General features: G+C 63.7%; 19 protein-coding genes. 10 read left to right on the plus strand and 9 right to left on the minus strand.

Annotated features, from left to right (window positions below):
* Window positions 1-104: 104 nt before the first annotated feature.
* Complete coding sequence (locus IVB48_RS17795; RefSeq protein ID WP_027570449.1) at window positions 105-335, minus strand: hypothetical protein; 231 nt, start codon at window positions 333-335, stop codon at window positions 105-107.
* Here IVB48_RS17795 and IVB48_RS17800 point away from each other — a divergent pair.
* Window positions 334-3,450, plus strand: coding sequence for a DEAD/DEAH box helicase (locus IVB48_RS17800; RefSeq protein WP_247401291.1), 3,117 nt, complete (start codon window positions 334-336; stop codon window positions 3,448-3,450). The two genes, IVB48_RS17795 and IVB48_RS17800, sit on opposite strands and share 2 nt — an antisense overlap.
* 3 nt (window positions 3,451-3,453) lie before the next feature.
* Here the strand turns inward: IVB48_RS17800 and IVB48_RS17805 are convergent, their stop codons facing one another.
* From IVB48_RS17805 to glgA, 5 genes are all read right to left on the minus strand, one after another.
* Window positions 3,454-4,725, minus strand: coding sequence for a DUF892 family protein (locus tag IVB48_RS17805; RefSeq protein ID WP_027570451.1), 1,272 nt, complete (start codon window positions 4,723-4,725; stop codon window positions 3,454-3,456).
* Window positions 4,726-4,871: 146 nt separating this feature from the next.
* Window positions 4,872-5,165 carry a hypothetical protein gene (locus IVB48_RS17810; RefSeq protein ID WP_027570452.1) on the minus strand — a complete coding sequence of 98 codons (294 nt, stop codon included), beginning with the start codon at window positions 5,163-5,165 and terminating at the stop codon, window positions 4,872-4,874.
* Between the two features lie 105 nt (window positions 5,166-5,270).
* Window positions 5,271-7,508: a glycogen debranching protein GlgX gene (gene glgX / locus IVB48_RS17815; RefSeq protein ID WP_247401293.1), complete on the minus strand. Its 2,238-nt coding sequence runs from the start codon at window positions 7,506-7,508 to the stop codon at window positions 5,271-5,273.
* A 41-nt stretch (window positions 7,509-7,549) separates the two neighbouring features.
* The gene (locus tag IVB48_RS17820; RefSeq protein WP_027570454.1) at window positions 7,550-7,807 is read right to left on the minus strand and encodes a DUF3606 domain-containing protein; all 258 of its coding nucleotides are present in this window, start codon (window positions 7,805-7,807) and stop codon (window positions 7,550-7,552) included.
* Window positions 7,808-7,881: 74 nt separating this feature from the next.
* The gene (gene glgA, locus IVB48_RS17825; protein WP_247287719.1) at window positions 7,882-9,291 is read right to left on the minus strand and encodes a glycogen synthase GlgA; all 1,410 of its coding nucleotides are present in this window, start codon (window positions 9,289-9,291) and stop codon (window positions 7,882-7,884) included.
* A 335-nt stretch (window positions 9,292-9,626) separates the two neighbouring features.
* Here glgA and treZ point away from each other — a divergent pair, with 335 nt between their 5' ends.
* Complete coding sequence (treZ, locus tag IVB48_RS17830; protein WP_247401297.1) at window positions 9,627-11,438, plus strand: malto-oligosyltrehalose trehalohydrolase; 1,812 nt, start codon at window positions 9,627-9,629, stop codon at window positions 11,436-11,438.
* Window positions 11,439-11,501: 63 nt separating this feature from the next.
* Window positions 11,502-12,359 (plus strand): glucose 1-dehydrogenase, encoded by an 858-nt coding sequence (locus tag IVB48_RS17835; protein WP_247401299.1) that lies wholly within the window; start codon window positions 11,502-11,504, stop codon window positions 12,357-12,359.
* 63 nt (window positions 12,360-12,422) lie between these two features.
* On the opposite strand, the gene IVB48_RS17840 is transcribed toward IVB48_RS17835, so the two are convergent.
* The gene (locus tag IVB48_RS17840) at window positions 12,423-12,938 is read right to left on the minus strand and encodes a ferritin-like domain-containing protein (RefSeq protein WP_027519885.1); all 516 of its coding nucleotides are present in this window, start codon (window positions 12,936-12,938) and stop codon (window positions 12,423-12,425) included.
* An 86-nt stretch (window positions 12,939-13,024) separates the two neighbouring features.
* On the opposite strand from IVB48_RS17840, the gene IVB48_RS17845 reads away from it, so the two are divergent.
* Window positions 13,025-13,219 carry a hypothetical protein gene (locus IVB48_RS17845; RefSeq protein ID WP_027519884.1) on the plus strand — a complete coding sequence of 65 codons (195 nt, stop codon included), beginning with the start codon at window positions 13,025-13,027 and terminating at the stop codon, window positions 13,217-13,219.
* A 122-nt stretch (window positions 13,220-13,341) separates the two neighbouring features.
* Complete coding sequence (locus IVB48_RS17850; RefSeq protein WP_247401302.1) at window positions 13,342-13,524, plus strand: hypothetical protein; 183 nt, start codon at window positions 13,342-13,344, stop codon at window positions 13,522-13,524.
* Window positions 13,525-13,557: 33 nt separating this feature from the next.
* Here the strand turns inward: IVB48_RS17850 and IVB48_RS17855 are convergent, their stop codons facing one another.
* Together IVB48_RS17855 and IVB48_RS17860 are read right to left on the minus strand one after the other, a co-directional pair.
* Window positions 13,558-13,698, minus strand: coding sequence for a hypothetical protein (locus IVB48_RS17855; RefSeq protein ID WP_155810080.1), 141 nt, complete (start codon window positions 13,696-13,698; stop codon window positions 13,558-13,560).
* A gap of 367 nt (window positions 13,699-14,065) precedes the next feature.
* Window positions 14,066-15,853 carry a peptide ABC transporter substrate-binding protein gene (locus tag IVB48_RS17860; RefSeq protein ID WP_247401304.1) on the minus strand — a complete coding sequence of 596 codons (1,788 nt, stop codon included), beginning with the start codon at window positions 15,851-15,853 and terminating at the stop codon, window positions 14,066-14,068.
* A gap of 392 nt (window positions 15,854-16,245) precedes the next feature.
* Here IVB48_RS17860 and IVB48_RS17865 point away from each other — a divergent pair, with 392 nt between their 5' ends.
* From IVB48_RS17865 to IVB48_RS17885, 5 genes are all read left to right on the plus strand, one after another.
* Window positions 16,246-17,040 carry a MetQ/NlpA family ABC transporter substrate-binding protein gene (locus tag IVB48_RS17865; RefSeq protein WP_027570461.1) on the plus strand — a complete coding sequence of 265 codons (795 nt, stop codon included), beginning with the start codon at window positions 16,246-16,248 and terminating at the stop codon, window positions 17,038-17,040.
* Between the two features lie 136 nt (window positions 17,041-17,176).
* Complete coding sequence (locus tag IVB48_RS17870) at window positions 17,177-18,211, plus strand: putative FMN-dependent luciferase-like monooxygenase (RefSeq protein WP_247401306.1); 1,035 nt, start codon at window positions 17,177-17,179, stop codon at window positions 18,209-18,211.
* A 47-nt stretch (window positions 18,212-18,258) separates the two neighbouring features.
* Window positions 18,259-18,885 (plus strand): CMD domain protein, encoded by a 627-nt coding sequence (locus IVB48_RS17875; protein ID WP_247359166.1) that lies wholly within the window; start codon window positions 18,259-18,261, stop codon window positions 18,883-18,885.
* 12 nt (window positions 18,886-18,897) lie between these two features.
* Window positions 18,898-19,482 carry an alkylhydroperoxidase domain protein gene (locus tag IVB48_RS17880; protein ID WP_247401308.1) on the plus strand — a complete coding sequence of 195 codons (585 nt, stop codon included), beginning with the start codon at window positions 18,898-18,900 and terminating at the stop codon, window positions 19,480-19,482.
* A 60-nt stretch (window positions 19,483-19,542) separates the two neighbouring features.
* The gene (locus tag IVB48_RS17885) at window positions 19,543-20,700 is read left to right on the plus strand and encodes an ABC transporter substrate-binding protein (protein ID WP_247401309.1); all 1,158 of its coding nucleotides are present in this window, start codon (window positions 19,543-19,545) and stop codon (window positions 20,698-20,700) included.

Below are 20,700 nucleotides of genomic sequence, written 5' to 3' on the forward strand. Positions count from 1 at the left end.
CTGCTTTTCAACGCAATTGCAAAATTGTAATGACGTCATTGGGCGCTCAGGCCCGAGGTGCGTTATCGACGGAGCTCGACGGGAGGGCTCGTCCTCGCTCGCCTCTATTTGCGAAACAAAGTTGGATACACATTGGCGCCCACCAGGAAAGCCCGGGCCACGACCGGCGCGATAAACACAAAAAGCAAGAGCTCGAAAAGCAAAGGCTCGATAAGCAAGAGCGCGAAAAGCAAGAGTTCGAAGAGCACGAGTTCGAAAAGCACGGGCTCGACAAGCAAGCGCCCGGACAAGAGCGCTTCGCGTTCCGCGGTCGCCTCCTCATCGCCGCTCGGCATGCTGGCGCTGCATTTGCTCCATCACTGGGAGAAGTCCGGCCGCGACGGCCTCGTCTTCCTCTGCGATGACGAGAGCAGGGCAGAGCGGCTGGGCGGCGTAATCCACGCCCTCGATCCTTCGGTCGACGTGCTGGTGTTTCCGCGCCTGAACACGCTGCCCTTCGACGGCCTCGAGCCCTCCCGCGAGATCGCGGGCCGGCGCAGCTCGGTGCTGCGGCGTCTCGCCAAGGCAAAGAAACCCGTCTTCCTGGTGTCGACCGCGGAAGCGATCATGGAACGGCTGCCGCTGCCGGCGAGCTGGTCGCGGTCGAGCCTCACGCTGAAGGTGGGCGCACCCTATTCCGGGCCCGAGCTGGAGACGCGGCTGGAAGCTCTGGGCTACGATCTTGACGAAGAGGCGGAGTATCCGGGCGGCGTCCTGTTCCATGGCAAGACGTTCGAAGTGTTTCCCGCCGGCGCGCTCGCTCCCTTCCGGATCGAGCATTCCGGAGACACGATCCGCAAGATCGTCGCGGTCGATCCCATCGAGCACGAGGTCGTCTATGGGACCGCCGAATTGATCATCGACCCCATGTCCGAACGGATCGCGCTGGGAGCTACGCGCGGACAACGGGCGACGCTACCTGATTATTGCAGCCGCGCGCGATGGATCGCGGATGCCGGGGTATCGGTCCACGCCGAGAGCTGGCTGGGCACGATCGAGGACGCCGCCGGCCGCAGGGACGCGGAGCGCGAGTATCTGGGGCAGGCGGACTGGAGGCAGCTGAAGAAGCGCATCAGCGTGCTGCCGCGCAAGGCCGCCTTCATCTCGACGCCGGAGTTCTCGAAGCTGGCCTCGCCGCGCAAGGCGCTTCGCGCGTTTGTCGCCGACATGCAGCGCGGCGGATCGCGGCTGCTGTTCGTCGCCGCCGTCGAGGATGACCTTCGCGCGATGGAGCGCATGAGCGGCATCAAGGCGGAGCGCCTGGCCGACTGGAGCGAGGTGACGAAGGCACGGAGCCGCGAAGGCGCGCTGCTGGCCGATTTCGACGCGGGGTTCATTGGCGCCGGCCGCAAGCCGCTTGTCGTCGTGACCGCGTCCGACGTGCTCGGCAGCCGGGCCCATCATCCCCAGCCGATGGCGCGCGCCTGGAACCCGGCGTTCGATCATCCCGACGTGCCCGAAAAGGGCGCCGCCATTGTCCATCTGCAACGCGGGCTCGCCGTGCTCGACGGCTTGCAGACCCTGGACATGGGCAAGGGATCGCGACGCGAGATGATCAGGCTCAAATTCGCGGGCGACAATGCCGTGCTCGTACCGCCGTCCGATCTTGCCGTGATCTGGCCTTATGCGGGCGAGCCCGGCAAGCTGACGCTGGACAAGGCGGACGGCAGCAGCTGGTGGGCGCGGCGCACCGAGGCGGAAGCGGAAATCCAGGTCGCCGCCAAGGCGCTCGCCAAACACATCAGCCAGCGCCTCCGCCGTCGCGCACCCAAGCTGGTGCCGCCGGGGCCGGCTTACGAAAAATTCGTCGCACGGTTCCCCTATTTCACGACAGTGGACCAGGGCCAGGCGATTCAAGACGTCCTCGACGATCTTGCGGCGGGCCATCCCATGGACAGGGTGATCTGCGGTGACGTCGGCTTCGGCAAGACCGAGGTCGCGCTGCGAGCGGCAGCCGCCGTGGCGCTGTCGGGCAAGCAGGTGGCGATCGCGGCGCCGACCACCGTGCTGGCGCGGCAGCATGTCGAAACCTTCCGCAAACGGTTCGGCCCTCTCGGCATCGAGGTGGGAAGCCTCTCGCGGGCCAGTTCAGGCCCGGAGACGCGAGAGATCAAGGAGGGGCTGCGGCGCGGCACGCTGAAAGTCGTGGTCGGCACGCAGGCGCTTGCGGCAAAGGACGTGAAGTTCGCCGATCTTGGCCTCGTCATCATCGACGAAGAGCAGCATTTCGGGGCGGCGGAGAAGGCGAAGCTTTCAGGGCTCGCCAAGGGGGCTCATTCGCTGTGGATGAGCGCCACGCCGATTCCGCGCACGCTCGCGGCGGGACTTGCCGGCTTCAGGGATCTTAGCGTGATTGCCTCGCCGCCGGTTCATCGCCTTCCCATCGTGACCAGGATCGCGCCGCTGTCGGACGCTGCCATTGCCGCCGCGCTGCTCCGCGAGCGCAGGCGGCATGGTCAGAGCTTCCTGATCTGCCCGCGCATCCAGGATCTGGAGCCGATGCTGGCCCGTGTGCAATCGGTGGCGCCGGAGCTGCGCATCGTCTGTCTTCACGGCAGACTGCCCGTGGACGAGATCGACGACCGCATGATGAGTTTCGTCGATGGCGAGGCGGATGTGCTGCTGGCGACCAACATCGTGGAAAGCGGTCTCGATATTCCACGCGCGAACACCATCGTGGTGTGCTGGCCCGAAAAATTCGGGCTTGCACAGCTGCATCAGCTCAGGGGACGGGTGGGACGCGGCGGCACGCGCGCGTTTGCTCATTTGCTGACGGAATCGACCTCGGAGCAGTCCGAGAAACGTCTGGCGGTGCTGGAGGAGTTCAGCAAGCCGGGTGCCGGCTTTGCAATCAGCGAGCGCGACCTCGACCTCAGGGGCGCCGGCGATCTGTTTTCGGAACAGCAGTCCGGCCACGTCCAGGTGTTCGGACCCGTGCTCTACAGTCATCTGCTGAAGCGGGCGTCCGAGCGCGGCAGCGATACCGGCGCCGATCTGTGGGTCCCCGATCTCAATATGCCGTTGGCCGACATGCTGCCTGAAGGCTACGTGCAATCGGAAGCGGTCCGGCTCGAGATCTATGGCCGCGCTGCCAGGTGCCGAAGCGACGACGATCTGGAAGACTTGGAGGAGGAGATCTCGCGTCGTTTCGGCAGACTGCCGCTGGAGGCCCGCGACTTCTTCGCATCCGCCAGGCTCCGGATCGATTGCAAACGGCGCGGCATCGTCAGGCTCGATGTCGGGCCCGAGGCCGTCGCCGCGACGTTCCTGCCGGGGCGGCTGCGGAAATCCAGGGGAAAGTCGCAGACGGGAGCACTGCAGCGCGACGGCGACCGCGTTGTTCACGTCGGCCGCCGGGACGAAGATCCGTTCCGCCGGGTCGAGGAGTTTCTCGACCTGCTGGACGGCTAGGCATCATTCGGTCTGCTCGACCGCCGCGGGCATTTTCGCCACCGACATCAGCGAGCGGGCCACCTGGTTGAGGAGCTGATCGGCGTTCTCCTCCTCGGCCAGCGATTTCGACAGCAGGGCGACAATGGCACTGTGGCGCAGCTGCTGGGCGAGGTTGCGCGCCGTGGTGTAGCCTGCGATCTCGTAATGCTCGACGCGTTGCGCTGCGCCGATCAGGGCGAGGTCGGCCGCCGCGTCCTCCTTGTCCTCGCCCTCGGCCATGACTTCCTGGCCCTCCTCGACCAAGCCCATCATGCCCTTGCAGGGCTTGGCGCGGGCGGATTTACCGAGCATTTCGAAGCATTCGTTGATGCGTTCGACCTGCGCTTCGGTCTCGGCGAGGTGCTGCTCGAACAGCTCACGCAATTGGTCGAAGCGGGCGGCCTCCGCCATCTTGGGAAGCGCCTTGGTCAATTGCTTCTCGGCATGCAGGATATCGCGCAGCTCGTTGATGAGCAGATCGCCCAGACCGGCTTCGTCTGCGGGTGGCGAACTCTCGGTGACGATGGCCGAGGCCGGACCCGGTTCGCCCGCCTGAATCGCCGGCGACTCCGTGAAGACCCAGTCGCCGCCCTCGTTCCACGGTCCGCGCGTGTCGATCTCGCCATGATCACCGGCGCCGGTAGAATCGTTGAAGAACTGATCCACGAGGCCGGGTGTCGGGGCGATGCGGCCGATGCTGAACGCCGGCTTGCCCATGCTCTCGAGCGCGAGCGCGAACGCCTTCATGTGCGTGATCTCGCGGGTCATCAGGAACTGCAGCGCGTCCTTGCTGCCGGCGTCGTCGCAGAAATTGATCAGCCGCTCGTAGACGATCTTGGCCCGCGCCTCTGCGGCGATGTTGCTGCGCAGATCGACGTCGAGCTCGCCGGTGATCTTCAGATAGTCGGCGGTCCAGGCATTGCCCTGGGAGTTGAAGAGATTGACCCCGCCGCCGCCCGCGATGGCGATGAGGGGATCGGCTTCGGCTGCCTGGCGGTCGAACTTCGACGGCTTGAGATGCATCCGCGCCAGCGTGCCGACCACTTCCAGATGGCTGAGCTCTTCGGTGCCGATGTCCATCAGCAGGTCCTTGCGATCGGGATCCTCGCAGTTCAATCCCTGGATCGAGTACTGCATCGCGGCAGCGAGCTCGCCATTGGCGCCGCCGAACTGCTCCAGCAGCATGTTGCCGAAGCGGGGATCCGGCTCGTCGACGCGCACGGTGAACATCAGCTTCTTGACGTGGTGATACATGGAAGGACTCTCGGATTGGAAGGACAGGAAAGAAGATGTCTTCCGAACGGGCGGCTTCAGCGTTCGTTCCTCGCGAAACGACCTGCGCCGATGATGTCAGGCGCAGGTCGTTCGAAGTCGATCGGCAGGATTGCGGGCGGGTTCGTTCAGCGTTGATCCGGACGCTTGGCAGGCGGCCCGCTCTTGTTGCCCGGTGCGCCCTGAATATGCGCCGGATCCTGCGATTGCACGGCGGTGTTGCCAGTGGAGCTCGTCGAGCTCGATCCGACGGTCTCACCAGGCTTGGCGGTCGGCCCGTTCTTGTTGCCGGGCTGTCCGGCAATGCCGGCTCCCGAATTCTGTGCGCTCGGCGCGGACGAAACGTCAGGCTTGCTGGCCTGCGCCCAGGCTGCTGCAGGCAGCGCGAGAGCGGCGAGGATAACGGCACCTGTGAACTTCATCTCGGTGTTCTCCGACTGATGCCCCATCTACTCGAACGCCGGTAACCTGCGTGCGTTCCCTGTCGTCATCAACTCGACAGCCTCGGCTCACCGTGTCACGACGAACTATCCCGGCAGTGGCGCCTCCACGACGTCAAGCAGTGCGCCGAGGCCCTGGCGCAGGCGGCGCGTGGCGATGTTCTCGGTCGCGAGGCCGAATACCACGAGGGATCGCCCGGTCATCGCATAAACATGCCCGAATTCGAATGCGGGCATCTGCCCCTCCGGTTGATTGGTGTCGATCAACCCGATCCAGCTGCGTCCCTCGGCGACCGCGGGCAAGGTGAAATTGACGACGTCGTGATGAGCATTGTAGATCAGCAGCATGGTTGCGTCCGAACCGCGGCGCTTGATCCCGGTCTCCTGGGCGCGGCCGTCGAGCAGCAAAGCGAAACATTTGGCGTTGCCGTCCTGCCACTGCTCCGTCGTCATTTCCTCGCCAGACGGCGCGAGCCACGTCACATCCTTGACGTCCAGCTCTTCGTTGTGTGAGCCGACCAGGAAGCGGCTGCGGTAGAGAATCGGAAATGCCTTGCGCGTCGCGATCAGCTTGCGGGTGAATTCGCGTAGGCTGCGGCCATTCGCGGTGATGCCCATCCAGTCGAGCCATGTGGTCTCGTTGTCCTGGGCGTACGCGTTGTTGTTGCCGTGCTGGGTGTGTCCGAATTCGTCGCCGGCTAGCAGCATGGGCGTGCCGTGGGACAACAGCATGGTTGCCAGCAGATTGCGCTTCTGGCGCTCGCGCAGGGCAATGATCTCCGGATCGTCCGTCGGTCCCTCGGCGCCGCAGTTCCAGGAGTGATTGTTGCTGTGGCCATCGCGATTGTCCTCGCCATTGGCCTCGTTGTGCTTGTCATTGTACGAAACGAGATCATTGAGATTGAAACCGTCATGGGCGGTGACGAAGTTGACGCTGGCCCATGGCCGGCGACCGCGCTTGTTGAAGAGATCGCCGGATCCAGACACGCGCTTGGCGAAGTCCGCGATCGATCCCTCGTCGCCTTTCCAGAAAGCGCGCACGGTGTCTCTGAACTTGTCGTTCCACTCCGCCCATCCCGGCGGAAACTGACCGACCTGATAGCCGCCCGGACCGATGTCCCAGGGCTCGGCGATCAGCTTGACGCTGGAGAGCACGGGGTCCTGGCGGCACGCATCGAGAAAGCCGCCGCCTTCGTCGAACCCGTAGGGCTCCCGTGCCAGGATGGTGGCGAGGTCGAAACGGAAGCCGTCGACTCGCATCTCGGTCGCCCAGTAGCGTAGGGAATCCGCGACCAGTTGCAGCACGCGCGGGTGCGACAGGTTCACCGTATTCCCGGTACCGGTGTCGTTGATGTAATAGCGCCGCTGGTCCGGCAGCAGGCGGTAATAGCTGGCGTTGTCGATGCCCTTGAATGACAGCGTCGGACCGAGCTCGTTTCCTTCCGCGGTGTGATTGTAGACGACGTCGAGGATGACCTCGATGCCATGGGCGTGGAACTGGTTGACCATGGTCTTGAATTCGTTCGCGAACGGCGTCTTGAGGTAACGCGGCTCCGGCGCGAAGAAGGCAAGGGAGTTGTAGCCCCAGTAATTGCGCAGGCCTTTCTCGACCAGGTAGCTGTCGTCGACGAAGGCATGGATCGGCAACAATTCCGCACTGGTGATGCCAAGCGATCGCAGATAGGCCGGAACTTCCGAGTGCGCGAGACCGGAGAACGTGCCGCGGTCCGCGTCGGGCACCAGCGGATGCAGCTGGGTAAAACCCTTGACGTGCATCTCGTAGACGATCGTCCGCTCCCACGGCACTTCCGGCTTGCGCGCGGCGCCCCAGGTGAAGGCCGGGTCGATGACGCGGCATTTCTGCATCAAAGGGGCGCTGTCGCGTTCGTCATAGGAGAGATCCTTGTCGGCATGGTCGAGCTGGTAGCCGAACAGCTCCGGTCCCCAGCGCAACCGGCCGACCAGCTGCTTGGCGTAGGGATCGAGCACGAGCTTGTTGGGATTGAAGCGGTGTCCCGCGTCGGGTTCGTAGGGGCCGTGGACGCGGTAGCCATAGACGGTGCCGGGACGGGCCGAGGGCAGATAGCCGTGCCAGACTTCGTCGGTGTATTCTGGGAGTTCGATCCGCTCCAGTTCGGTCTCGCCGTCGTCGTCGAACAGGCAGAGCTCGACCTTGGTGGCATGGGCCGAAAACAGCGCGAAATTGACGCCGAGCCCGTCCCAGGTGGCGCCAAGCGGAAACGGCTTGCCCTCGCTGATGCGGGAGCGGCGCAGGCTCGAGGCCGCCCGCGTCAGGGCGTCGTCCGAATGTACTGTTTGATCCATCGTTCCCCGTACAGCCCTTCAACAATTTGGTGCACTTGCTCTCACTTGCGCGTCGCCCGTTCGCCGACCGTCGCAGAAGTAATCACGGCGACAGGAGGCACATCGTCTGGCTTGGGCAGCGTGGTTGCCCTTTGCAGCGCCGCCTCCTTGCTGATCGCCGCAATCGAGTTGCCGATCCGCTCCACGATGCTGGTCAGCTCCGCATCGGATAGCCCGAGACGCTTTCTGACGAGGCGCACCTGAGTAGGGTCGGCCAGGTCGAGCTTGTTGCGGATCGGCTGCGGCTTCGAGCGGCGCATGTCGAAAACTCCTGTGTAGAGTTGCAACCGCCCCTCAGGCGATTCCGTTCCCTGCTCGTCCTGCAGTTGCCCGTCTAGATCGAAGATTTGTAGATGGCTGCGTACGACTTGGCCGACTGGGTCCAACTGAAGGCCTGCGCCATGGCCGCGCGGCGCATGTGATCGAGGCGGTCCTTCATGCCGAAGGTGGAAAAGGCCCGGCAAAGGCTTCCAAGGAAGCCGGGGGCCGACGCGCGGTCGAACAGGAAGCCCGTCTCGCCGTCCACGATCGTCTCGGCGAGACCGCCGGTGCGATGGCCGATTGGCAGCGAGCCGAAGCGCTGGGCGTACATCTGGCTCAGCCCGCAGGGTTCGAAGCGCGACGGCATCAGGGTAAAGTCGCTGCCGGCGAAGATCTTTCGTGCCTCGGCGTCGTCGAAGCCGATCTTCACAGCGATCGAGCGCGGCGCGCGCACCTGCGCCTGCAGCAGCGCCTCCTCGAACCGCGTTTCGCCCTTGCCTGTCACGACAATCTGGCCGCCCGCATCGACGATCGCTTGCGCACTCTCGATCACGAGGTCGACGCCCTTCTGGTGCACCAGGCGCGCCACGAGCGCGAACAGGGGACCTCTCGAGACCGCCAGCCCGAACTGTTCCCTGACATCGTCGGCGTTCAATGATCGTTCGGCCCAGTCACCGGCGCCGAACGGCTGGAACAGCGAGGAGCAGGTGCGCGGATCCCAGCTCTCGTCGATTCCGTTTAAAATGCCCGAAAGCTGGTTGCGATCGGCCCGTTGCCGCAACAGCCCTTCGAGACCGCAGCCGAACTCGGCCGTGGTGATCTCGCGGGCATAGGTCTGACTGACGGTCGTCAGGTGGGAAGCGTAGACCAGGCCGGCCTTGATGAAGGACAGGCGATTGTAGAATTCCACGCCGTCGATATTGAAGCTCGCCTCGGGTATCCCCAGCGGCGCGAGCGAGCTGCGGTCGAAGACGCCTTGATAGGCCAGATTGTGGATCGTGAACACAGTCGGAATGTGCGCGTAGTGCCATTCCAGATAGCCGGGGATCAGTGCACATTGCCAGTCATTGGCATGGACGAGATCGGCGGCCCAATCCTTGTCGACCAATCCTCTCGCGACCTGCGCTGCGGCATAAGAGAAGGTTGCGAACCGGACATTGTTGTCGCCCCAATCAGCTCCGCGGCCATCGGCATAGGGCGTGCCGTCTCGTTCGTACAACGCCGGGCACCGGACGACGTAATAGGTCATGCCGTCGGCGGTATGCCCAAGATCGATGGCAAAGGCCGGAAGGGCCGCGAAAGGTTGGCATCGTCCGACGGTCGTAAGGTCTTGTAATCCGCGCAGGACGGCCGGGTAGCCGGGGATGATGACGCGGACGTCGGCAAAGTCGCGCAAGGCGCGCGGGAGAGCCGCCGAGACGGCGGCAAGTCCACCCACTTGAATGAAGTCTGATACTTCGGGCGTCGCGAAAAGGATCCGCATGCGTCACGCCGCCCGGCCCGAGGAACACCACTGGCCTCTGCCAACCATCTCTAGAATTCCAATTGCGCTTCCCCAACGGAGCGCAATTCCTGAATTCCGCGCCGCAACAAACGTTCCTAACTTTCGCCACCGAACAGACGTTTTTCGTCCTCGGTTCAAAAGTGCACACAGAGCGTGTGCGCGGGGTGCGGCGCTCGCCTGAGGAACGAATGCCTGCATCTCGGCTTCTCACGTCCTGAGCATGCTTAAGCGATCGTAAAATCGAGCCTCGCGAAGCGTGTCGTAACTTCCAGCCATGCACGCAAAGGCGGCCAGTTTTGAGTCACAGATTGGGAATGGCAGGGCAAGCGCGACACCACGGTCCTCGATGCCTCGACCACGGGGTCTGCTTCAATCTCTGGGCGCCGACGGCGCAATCGGTCGAATTGCTCGAAGCCGGCCGGCCGGCACTTCGAACGACGCGCGACGAGGATGGCTGGTACCAATGGTTGAGCCCCACCGCGCGTGTCGGCACGCGCTATCAGTTCAGGATTAACGAAGATCTGGTCGTTCCCGACCCTGCCGCGTTCTTCCAGCCGGACGACGTCGGGGCGCCGAGCGAGGTGGTGGACACTGCGGCGTTCCGGGACTCGGTGCTCTATCCCGGCCGCCCCTGGGCGGAGGCCGTGGTCTACGAGTTGCATGTCGGCACCTTCAGCGAGGAAGGCACCTATGCCGGTATCGAGAAGAAGCTGCCCTATCTGCGCGATCTCGGCATCACCGCGATCGAGCTGATGCCGCTCAATGACGTCCCCGGCCGGCACAATTGGGGCTATGACGGCGTGCTGCTGAACGCGCCGAATGCACGCTACGGCAGGCCGGAAGACCTCAAGCGGCTGTTACGCGCGGCGCATGCCCTCGACATCATGGTCTATCTCGACGTCGTCTATAACCATTTCGGGCCGCAGCTGAACTATCTGCACCTCTATGCAGAAAGCTTCTTCACCCCGCGCCATAGCACCGGCTGGGGGCCTGCGGTCAACCTCGAGGGACACGACGGCGCGTTCGTGCGCGAGTTCCTGATCGAGAACGCGCTGATGTGGCTGCGCGACTACGGGTTCGACGGCTTGCGGCTCGACGCCGTTCACGCGCTGAAGGACGATTCCGACCGCCATTTCCTGATCGAGCTTGCCGAGACGGTTCGCAGTCAGCTGCCGGGCCGGCGCGTGCATCTGATGCTGGAGAATGAGGCCAATCAGGCCCGCCTGCTCGACCGCGCTCAAGGGCGAACCCGACTCTATGACGCGCAATGGGGCGATGATTTTCACAACGCGCTCCACGTCCTGTTGACGGGCGAGGACGAAGGCTATTATCGCGCCTTCGCAGACAGGCCGCTTGAACATCTCGCGCGAGCGCTCACCGAGGGCTTTGCCTACCAGGGCGAAGTTTTTCCGCTGCATGACGAACCGCGCGGCGAGCCGAGCGCGCATCTGCCGCCTGAGGCCACCATCTTCTTCGCCCAGAACCACGACCAGATCGGCAACCGCGCGCTCGGGGAGCGGCTTTCCGCGCTGGTCGGTCCGGAGAAGCTGGATCAGGCCATGGCACTGGTTCTCTTGAACCCGCATATTCCGATGTTGTTCATGGGTGAGGAAGCCGCGGCCGAGACGCCATTCCTGTTCTTCGCGGACTGGTCCGGCGAAGCTGCCGAGCTGACGCGGGAAGGGCGGCGGAAGGAGTTCGCGCACTTCAAGGCATTCTCGACGCCCGACATGCGCGCCAGAATTCCGGATCCGTGCGATGAAAAAACTTTCGCAGCATCGAAGCTCGATTGGACCGGCACCGATCGCTCTCCCGCCAGCGCCAGGTTTCGCGGTCTGACGACCCTATTGCTGAAGATACGGCGCGAGAAGATCGTGCCGCTGATCAAACGGGGTTTCGTGTCGGCTCATTGCAAGTTGCTGGGGGAGGACCAGCGCAAGGGCGGCCTGGATGCCCGTTGGCGGACGGAGGAGGGGGACATCTTGCAGATTGTCGCCAATTTCGCCGACCGCGAACTGCCCATGCCGGCGCTGGTCGCGGGCGAGAGCCTGTGGCGATTGGGCACGGCCGACGCGCCAGCCCTGTTGCCGAACGACATCATCGTGCGGCTTGGCCAGGAAGCGTGATGGAACGGCGAGGAACGCTTCCGAAAGCTTTCCGTTAGCGGAGCAAATGCCTGGAGCCGCTCCATGACCGACTATCCAAAACCGCCTTATCCTCCGCAACAGCAACCGATGCCCGGTTCGACTCGCGCGATGAATCCGCGACCGGATCACGGCGAGGAGACTTATAAGGGCGCCGGCCGCCTGGCCGGAAAGAAGGCAATCATCACCGGAGGCGACAGTGGCATCGGCCGCGCGGTCGCGATCGCCTATGCCCGGGAAGGCGCGGACATCGTCATCGCCTATTTGAACGAGGACGAGGATGCCGCCGAGGTGAAGGCGCTGGTGGAGCGCGAAGGACGCAAGGTCGTCCTGATCCCCGGCGACATCCGCAATCCCGATCATTGCCGCGCGATCATCTCCCGCACCGTCGAGGCGTTCGGCGCAATAGACATCCTCGTCAACAACGCGGCCCATCAGGACACGTTCAAGGAGATCGGTGATATCAGCGACGAGGAATGGCAGCGGACGTTCGAGACCAACATCCATGCCATGTTCTATCTCAGCAAGGCTGCGGTGCCCCACATGCGCCCGGGAGCGGCGATCATCAACACCGCGTCGGTGAACTCCGACATGCCGAATCCGACCCTGCTGGCCTATGCCACGACCAAGGGCGCCATTCAAAACTTTACCGGTGGGCTTGCCCAGATGCTGGCGGCAAAGGGCATTCGGGTCAATGCGGTCGCCCCGGGTCCGATCTGGACGCCGCTGATTCCATCGACGATGGCGGAGGACACCGTGAAGAATTTCGGCAAGCAGGTGCCGATGCAACGGGCCGGCCAGCCGGCCGAGCTCGCGACCGCCTATGTCATGCTCGCCGATCCGCTCTCAAGCTACACATCGGGAGCGACCCTTGCGGTCACCGGCGGCAAGCCGTTCATCTGACCGAACGTGCGACGAGAAAGTGGCAGCCCTGCGAGCAGGGCCGCCACGCCCAGTACGTCTCGATCAAGCGGCGCTGGACGCCTTGGCATTGACGCCCTTGCGAAGCGCCACCGTGTTCAGCTTGGTGTTGGCGGCCTTCTCTTCGTTCAGGTTCGTCGTGAGGAAGCGCACGATGTCGTCGTGTCCGAGCTCCTCTGCCCATGCGATCAGCGTGCCGTAGCGGCACATTTCATAATGCTCGACCGCCTGTGCGTTGGCCACGATCGCGGCGTCGAGCACGGCCTTGTCCTCGATCTCGCCCGCCGTCTCATCGGCCTCCTTGATGATGCCGTCGATGGCGGGGCAGTGTGTTCCGCTGGGCTCCTTGCCGAGTTTTGCGAACACCTTGCCGAGCCTGTCGACCTGCTTGTTGGTCTCTTCCAGATGAGCTTTCAGTCCGGTGACGAGGTCCCTGTTGGTCGCTTTGTCGATCATCTTCGGCAGCGACTTCAGGATCTGCTGTTCCGCGTAATAGATGTCCTGCAGCCCGTGCAGCAGCAGGTCTTCCATCGATTTGATGTCCTTGGTGAAGAACCCCATAAACGACGTCTCCTTTCACAATGATGGAACTGGAACGCCGCACAGCCGCAGCTGTTCCATTCCTGTGACCAGATCAGGAGAGCCGAATGAGCGATGGTGCGGATCATCTTGCGAGCCTGCTCGGACGGGCGGCGATGGACGTGTGGGGCGACATGCCGCGCGATATCCAGGAAGCGCTGTTCGAGACCGCCATGAAGGGACGGCCTGCGGAGCGGGAAGAGCTCGCGCGGCTGCTGCACGAGCGGCATCCCCGTACGCTGCATCCGGCACGGCCGGGCTGAGCCGCGGCAGGAACGATCCCGCAAGGAGCCGATTTGTAAAATGGGCGAGGCGCGGTGAATGGGATTCGACGAAGCCCGTGAGCCGTGGCTCCGCCCAGGATCATATCGGTGAGTCGAGCGGCGTGACTGAAACGATTATCGGAAAATGGTACGATCCGATCTCCCAGAGATGGATTGTGCCGCGCGAAGCGCCCCCGGTGGCGGGCTACTCGCAGTCCAACCCGGAGAAGGGGTTAGAGACCCGCGCATCGGGCGAGGCGCAGCGGATCTGGGACCTGCTGGTGGATTGCTGCGCGTGCGGGTGATTTCCGAGCCGCACTATCATTGGCTTCGGCAATTCACAGAGTGATGACATAGACCGCGAAGGCAATGATGAGCGCCAGGCTCACGACGGCGGTGCTGATCAGTATCTTGCCCATGGCGCGTCCGTGCTGTCTCGCAGCGTCAATGAAACAGCCGTCCTGTTCGTTCCGGACCATCAGCGGAAGGCAGCTCCGACTGTTCACATGTGAACAAAGGGCGTCGGCACCAAATGGCTTGAACTATATCATTTGATACAGACATGGCTGCGCCCGCTCTTATCATTGGCAATCCAGAAGGGCACCGCATGGTGCCATGACATGGAGACCCGATCGTGCTCAGGCGGCGTCGCGTTCAGCAAACCACCACTCTTCAAGAGCGGCTTGCGGAGTTCACCAGGACCATCCGCGAAAGGGCCGAGTCGTTGCCCGACGGTAAGGAGAGGGATGAGCTGATGAAACGGCTGAGAAGCGCCGACACGGCGTCAAACCTCGACCGTCAATTCGCCGGCAGGGATTGAGCTTACAAGGATTGAGCTGGAAGGCGTCAGCTGCGGTACCAGCTCGCCAGATTCCAAGTCGTGACGTCCCATCCCGACATGTCGACCATGAGGTTGTTGACCCCTGCGTTGACGATGTTGCGGGATAGAAGCGGCAGGAACACGTTGGCCTCGCAAAAAGTTTCGTCGACCTTGATCAGCAACGCGGCGCGCTTGACGGGATCGAGCTCGTTCTGTGCAGCCTTGTAGGCCTTGTCGGCCTCGGGATCGGACCAGCGCGAGACGTTGCGGCCGAGCCATTTGTTGTCCTTGTTGGAAATTTCCCAAGAGACGCACTGGTTCAGGAAGCGCTCCGGGTCGGGCTGCGGTTGCGTGGTGTTGTACATCTCCATGTCGGCATAGAACTTCGAGTAGGTGTCGGGATTGCCGACGTCGGATGAGAAGAACACCGATGCCGTGACCGCCTTGATCTCGATCTCGATGCCGGCCTTCTGGCAGGCCTGCTTGATGATGGCCTGCGTCTTCTGACGCGGCGCATTGGTCGAGGTCTGAAAAACGAATTTGAGCTTCTTGCCGTCCTTCTCACGGAGGCCGTCCGCGCCCTTGGCCCATCCGGCTTCATCGAGGATCTTGTTGGCCTTGTCGACGTCGAACTCGTATTTCAGCTTGGGCGACTTGAACTGTTTGGGTGCGTTGACGAAGCTCGCGGTGGCGATGCCGCCGCGCCCGTAAATGAACTTCTGGATCGAGTCGCGGTCGATCAGCAGGTTGATCGCGCGGCGAACGGCAGGATCGGACAGCGTCGGGTGCTTGGTCTTGGGGCTGGAGCGCTCGCCGTCCACCTCGGTCCACGGGTCTGTCGTGTTGAGGATGATGAACTCGACGTTGCCGGAGGGCGTGACGTCGAGCTTGCCCTTGCCGCTGGCCTCCATGCGCTTGAGGACCTCCTCCTCCACCTGCATGTTCCAGGCATAATCGTATTCGCCGGTCTGCAGCACGGCGCGCGCCGCGGACACCGCATCGCCGCCGCCCTTGATTTCGAGCGTATCGAAATGCGGCTGGTTCTTGACGTGATAGTCGGGATTGCGTTCTGCCCGGATCAGGTCACCGGGCTTGAACTCGACGAATTTGTAGGGACCGGTGCCGACCGGCTTCAGATTACCGGGCGCTTCGCGCGACTTCGCGCCGACATAGTCGCCGAAATGATGTTTCGGCAGGATCGGACCGACCGAGCCGACGAAGGGATCGGCCCAGAACGGCGTCGGGGCCTTGAAGAGCACCTTGACGGTGTAGTCGTCGATCTTCTCGACCGTGATGTCCTTGTAAGAACCCGTGGTGTACGCCGCCGTGGCGAGATCCGAGGCGTATTGCCAAGTGAAAACGACGTCGTCGGCGGTGAAGGGCTTGCCGTCATGCCATCTCACGCCCTGCTTCAGTTTCCAGGTCACGCTCAGGCCGTCCGGCGAAAGGCCGCCGTTCTGCTTGGATGGGGCCTCGGCCGCGAGGCAGGGGACGAGGTTGCCCTCCTTGTCCCAGCCGGCGAGGGGCTCGAAGAAGACGCGCGAGGCGATCTGGTCCTTGGTGCCGAGCGCGAAATGCGGATTGAGCAGCGTCGGGGCCTGCCAGAGCAGAATCTTGAGCGGGCCGCCGCCGCCGGCCTTGGTCGGCTTGTAAGGCAGCGTGGCGTCCGCCATCGCCACGTCGTTCCAGACCAGGATCTGGCTGGCGACCGGCGCTGCGATCCCGATCGCAGCCATCGTCTGCATGAACGAGCGTCGCGACAGCTTGCCCTGCTTCACCTCAGCGATGGACTTGCGGATTTCGTTCTCGTTCATCGGATGATCCCCATTTCACGGACAAGTCGTCACCGGCCAAGGCCCATCATGTTTCATCAAGGGCGAGGCGGCAATGCCGACAGGGTGAGAAAACCATGCGGCGAAATGACGAACGTGCGGGGAGAGGTCTGAAGCCCGGATGGGGCCGAGCGCAAACCAGGATAAGTCCAGCCGCGGCAGGCGGCGCTCCGGATTGCGCTTCGCTCCAGCGGCCTGGGCCCAACGATCCGTGCCGTTTTGCCGTGATGCGCCTCATACTTGCGCAGGTGCATTCGTTCCCCCCATGCGGACGAACGGAGAAGCGTCGTCCGCTCCAGCAGGCCAATATGGATTTCAATTTCATTGATTTCGCGCTGCGGAGAAGCGAATACGGTTCCAATCATTGCCAAGCCATGGAGACCAAGATGTCGTTTCGCCTCCCCCTGATCCTTGCGACCGTGCTCGCCGCCTGGTCGGCCGCCGCTTCAGGCGAGACCATCAAGATCGGCGTGACGCCGGGGCCGCACGCCCAGATCTTCGAGGCCGTGAAGCCGATCGCCGCCAAGCAGGGTCTCGACATCCAGCTCATCGAATTCTCCGATTACGTCGTGCCGAACGCCGCGCTCGATGCCGGCGAGATCCAGGCCAATTCGTTCCAGAACCAGCCTTATCTGGACAACCAGAAGGCCGACCGTGGCTACAAGATCGAAGCCGCCGGCCTGACCGTGAATTTTCCGATCGGCGTCTATTCCAAGAAGCACAAGGCCTTCGCCGACATCCCCGAGGGCGGCAAGGTCTCGATCCCGAACGATCCGACCAATGGCGGCCGCGTGCTGCTGCTGCTGCGCGACAAGGGCGCGATCAAGCTGAAGGACGGCACGGGCTTCAAGCCGACGGTGCTTGATATCACCGAGAATCCCAAGAAGCTGAAGTTCATCGAAGTCGACGCAGCGCAGGCGCCGCGCGCGCTCGACGATGTCGACGCCGCGGCGATCAACACCAATTATGCAACCCAGGCGGGCCTCGATCCCGTCAAGGATCCGATCCTGCGCGAGGACCCGAAGGGTCCCTACGTCAATCTCATCGCCGTTCGCACGGTCGACAAGGACAAGCCCTGGGTCAAGATCCTGGTGGACAGCTACCACACCGCAGAGGTCAAGGAGTTCGTCCTGACCAAGTTCAAGGGCGCGGTACTGCCGAGCTGGTAGGCAGTCTGCCCAGCCAAAGTTCAGCTCAGGGCGATCCCGGCGGGCAGGCTTGCGTACGAGCCCTGCGCAATGCCCGCTTGTCTGGAGCTGCGGCAACCGACATCATTGGGGCCCATCCTCGTCCGACAGGGGTCGTATGAAACGCTTAGCAAACCTGAAACGCCTGGGGTTTTTCACGCGGCTTCTCGACGAGGCCCCGCCGGCTGACCGATATCGCTTCGCGGCCGAGCAGATCGTGCGCGCCGAGAAGGCGGGCCTCGATTCCGCGTGGATCGCGCAGCACCATTTCCACGAGCGCGAGGGCGGTCTGCCGTCGCCCTTTACTTTCCTCGGTTACGTCGCTGCCCAAACCTCGCGCATCCGGCTCGGTACTGGCATCGTCACCTTGCCGCTGGAGAATGCGGTGAGGGTGGCGGAAGACGCCGCGGTGCTCGATCTGCTCTGCAACGGTCGCTTCGAGCTCGGTGTTGGCACCGGCGGCAATCCCTCGGCCTTTGCCGCGTTCGGCCTCGACAGCGCCCAGCGCAACGAGATCTTTGCGCGCAATCTCGAGGTCGTCCGCACCGCGCTGGTGGGCAAGCCGCTCGACGGTGGTGACACGCTCTATCCACAGCGGCCGCAACTGGACAACCGGATCTGGCAGGCGACGTTCTCTGTGGCGGGCGGCGCGCGTGCCGGCAAGGCGGGTGATGGCCTGTTGCTGTCGCGCACCCAGCCCCGGACCAAGGAGGCGCCGAAGGCAACGCTGGCCGAGATTCAGAATCCGGTGATCGATGCCTATCTCGAAGCGCTACCGCCGGGACGCGAGCCCCGCATCATGGCTTCGCGCACCATCTTCGTCGCCGACGACCGGACCGAGGCGATGCGCCTTGCCGATATCGGCCTGCGGCGCGCTCTGCCGCAATTCCTCAAGGGCGGCCACGCCAAGCCGGGCGAGACGCTGGAGGAGATGATCGCGGCGTTCGACACCCATGTCGGCGCGGCCGACGACGTCATCGCCTCGCTGCGCGCCGACGCCACCCTGGAGCGGGTGACCGATCTCGTCTTCCAGGCACATTCGGTCGATGCCCCGCATCCCCATATCCTGCGCTCGATCGAGCTGGTCGCGGAGAAGGTCGCGCCGGCGCTGGGCTGGGCGCGGACGGCGCCCGACGTGGCGCTGGCGGGTTAGTCGGAATGAACGCAATCGCGTTGCACGAGGCTGCAAGAGGCTGAATGATGGCTACGAAAGATATCATCGACACGCTCGCCAGGATCGAACCGGGTTCGGCTCTGGACGGCATTCGCGCCAAGCGCGTGCAGGCGCGCGACAATGCGCAGAAGAGCTATCTCTCTCTGTTCGAGCCGATTGACGCCAGTGACTTCTCGCTCGTCGAGCGTGCCGCAGTCGCGTTCTTCGTGATCGGCCTTCACCGCGAGCCGACTGTAGCTGCCTTCTATCGCGCGAAGTTAGCTGCGACCGCCGATGGCGCGCGCCTGGTCGAAGCGGTCGATGTCGAAATCGCGCGGGGCGAGACCTCGGGCCCCTACGGCGCCTTTCCGGCCGGACCGCTTTCGGTGGAAAACAAGCCCGGCCTGATCTACCGCGTCAGCGCGGAGCGCAAGCCCGGTCTCGGGGATCGGCTCGTTGCGGCGTTCGAGCATGCGCATCTGCTGGTGTTCCGCCCGCGCGATGCGGCCGCGGCCGACATGAGGGCGTTGCTCGCCGCTGGCTGGTCGAACACCGGCATCGTCACGTTCTCTCAGCTCGTTGCGTTCCTGTCGTTCCAGGTGCGCGTTGTCACCGGACTGCGCGTGCTGGGTGCCTCGCTCGGGCGCGCCGCGAACGCCGCGGCCGGCGCGTAAGGAGGCTGCATCATGAGCGCTGCAAACAATGTCAATCCGCCCGCCGTTTTCACCCAGGATGAACTGGGCTGGGTGTCGTGGATCGATCCGCTGCCTGAGACTGAGCTGACCGAGCGGCATTTCGCCGGCCTGGTCGATCGCTCCCGTTCCAAGTCCGAGTATTTCCGACTGCTGGTGCGCGATCCCGAGGTGCTGGAAGCCCGCACCAAGACCGACAAGGACATCTTCTACAACGTTGCCGACGGCCTGCCGCGCGCCGAGCGCGAGCTCGCGGCGGCTGCGACCTCGCGCTATAACGGCTGCATCTACTGCGCCTCCGTGCACGCGCGTTTCGCCAGCACCTATTCCAAGCGCCGCGACGATGTGCAGCTGCTGCTCGACGAGGGCGTTGGCGCCGATCTCGGCGAACGCTGGAATGCGGTCGTCAGGGCCTCGGTGGCGCTGGCCGCAACGCCGATCGCGTTCGGCCCCGACAATATCGATGAGCTGCGCCGCGCGGGTCTCGACGATGCGGAGATCGTCGACGTCATCAACGGCGCATCGTTCTTCAACTGGGCGAACCGGCTGATGCTGTCGCTCGGCGAGCCCTCCAAATAGCCAATCGCACCGGCATGGAAATTGCTGGTTGTTTCAACACCTGACAGGATGGAGCCATCCATGAGCAACATCGATCGTCGTACCCTGGTCAAGGGCTCGCTTGCCGCCATGATGGCGGGAGCAGCCTTCTCGCGCGCCGCGCTTGCGCAATCGTCCGAGCCGATTTTGCTGGGCGTCAGCGGTCCGCTGACCGGGCCGAACGCGCAATATGGCACGCAGTGGAAGCAGGGCTTTGATCTCGCGCTCGACGAGATTCAGGCGGCGGGCGGCATCAACGGCCGCAAGCTCGCTTACAGCTTCGAGGACAGCCAGAGCGACCCGCGCCAGTCGGTGGCGATCGCCCAGAAGTTCGTCTCCGATCCCAGGATCGTCATGGAGCTCGGCGACTTCTCCAGTCCCGCCTCGATGGCGGCCTCGCCAATCTATCAGCGCGGCGGGTTGGTGCAGTTCGGCTTCACCAATTCGCATCCCGATTTCACCAAGGGCGGCGACTTCATGTGGAGCACCTCGGTCAGTCAGGCCGACGAGCAGCCGCTGCTGGCGGCCTATGCCGTGAAACGTCTCGGCCTGAAGAAGCTCGCCGTGCTGCACCTCAACACCGATTGGGGCCGTACCAGCCGCGACTATTTCGTCAAGGCCGCCAAAGAGCACGGCGCCGAAATCGCCGTCACCGAAGGTTACATCGCGGAGGAACGCGACTTCCGCTCCACGCTGGTGCGGGTCCGCGACGCCAATCCGGACGGGTTGATCCTGATCTCCTATTATTCCGACGGTGCGCTGATCGCGCGCCAGGCGCGCCAGGTCGGGCTGAAGCAGGTCATCTGCGCCGCGAGCTCGGTCTATTCGCCGAAATTCCTGGAGCTCGGCGGCGATGCGGTCGAGGACGTCCACGTCGGAACGCGCTACTTCCCGGAAGATCCGCGTCCCGAGGTGCAGACGTTTATCGCGGGCTTCAAGAAGAAGTACAACGGGGTGGAGCCCGACGCGTTCAACGCCTACGCCTATGACGCGATGAACATGGCGGCCGCCGTCGTGAGGATCGGCGGCGCCGACCGGCGCGCGATCCGCGACGCCTTCACGAAAGTGAAGGACGTCTCGAGCGTGATCTTCGGCAAGGCGACGTTCGACGTCGAGAGCCGGCGCGTCAAGGGCGCCATGAACGCCGAGCTCGTCGTGCGCAAGGGCCAGTTCGCCCTCTGGGACGGCAAGCCGACCTGA

Source organism: Bradyrhizobium sp. 76, from assembly GCF_023073025.1.
In the GTDB taxonomy this organism is placed as follows: domain Bacteria; phylum Pseudomonadota; class Alphaproteobacteria; order Rhizobiales; family Xanthobacteraceae; genus Bradyrhizobium.

Bases quoted from the DNA above. Each gene is read 5' to 3' on its own strand.
- IVB48_RS17800 (WP_247401291.1), top strand. From the start codon at position 334: ATGCTGGCGCTGCATTTGCTCCATCACTGGGAGAAGTCCGGCCGCGAC.
- IVB48_RS17795 (WP_027570449.1), bottom strand. From the start codon at position 335: ATGCCGAGCGGCGATGAGGAGGCGACCGCGGAACGCGAAGCGCTCTTG.
- IVB48_RS17805 (WP_027570451.1), bottom strand. From the start codon at position 4,725: ATGTATCACCACGTCAAGAAGCTGATGTTCACCGTGCGCGTCGACGAG.
- IVB48_RS17810 (WP_027570452.1), bottom strand. From the start codon at position 5,165: ATGAAGTTCACAGGTGCCGTTATCCTCGCCGCTCTCGCGCTGCCTGCA.
- glgX (WP_247401293.1), bottom strand. From the start codon at position 7,508: ATGGATCAAACAGTACATTCGGACGACGCCCTGACGCGGGCGGCCTCG.
- IVB48_RS17820 (WP_027570454.1), bottom strand. From the start codon at position 7,807: ATGCGCCGCTCGAAGCCGCAGCCGATCCGCAACAAGCTCGACCTGGCC.
- glgA (WP_247287719.1), bottom strand. From the start codon at position 9,291: ATGCGGATCCTTTTCGCGACGCCCGAAGTATCAGACTTCATTCAAGTG.
- treZ (WP_247401297.1), top strand. From the start codon at position 9,627: ATGGCAGGGCAAGCGCGACACCACGGTCCTCGATGCCTCGACCACGGG.
- IVB48_RS17835 (WP_247401299.1), top strand. From the start codon at position 11,502: ATGACCGACTATCCAAAACCGCCTTATCCTCCGCAACAGCAACCGATG.
- IVB48_RS17840 (WP_027519885.1), bottom strand. From the start codon at position 12,938: ATGGGGTTCTTCACCAAGGACATCAAATCGATGGAAGACCTGCTGCTG.
- IVB48_RS17845 (WP_027519884.1), top strand. From the start codon at position 13,025: ATGAGCGATGGTGCGGATCATCTTGCGAGCCTGCTCGGACGGGCGGCG.
- IVB48_RS17855 (WP_155810080.1), bottom strand. From the start codon at position 13,698: ATGGTCCGGAACGAACAGGACGGCTGTTTCATTGACGCTGCGAGACAG.
- IVB48_RS17860 (WP_247401304.1), bottom strand. From the start codon at position 15,853: ATGAACGAGAACGAAATCCGCAAGTCCATCGCTGAGGTGAAGCAGGGC.
- IVB48_RS17865 (WP_027570461.1), top strand. From the start codon at position 16,246: ATGGAGACCAAGATGTCGTTTCGCCTCCCCCTGATCCTTGCGACCGTG.
- IVB48_RS17870 (WP_247401306.1), top strand. From the start codon at position 17,177: ATGAAACGCTTAGCAAACCTGAAACGCCTGGGGTTTTTCACGCGGCTT.
- IVB48_RS17875 (WP_247359166.1), top strand. From the start codon at position 18,259: ATGGCTACGAAAGATATCATCGACACGCTCGCCAGGATCGAACCGGGT.
- IVB48_RS17880 (WP_247401308.1), top strand. From the start codon at position 18,898: ATGAGCGCTGCAAACAATGTCAATCCGCCCGCCGTTTTCACCCAGGAT.
- IVB48_RS17885 (WP_247401309.1), top strand. From the start codon at position 19,543: ATGAGCAACATCGATCGTCGTACCCTGGTCAAGGGCTCGCTTGCCGCC.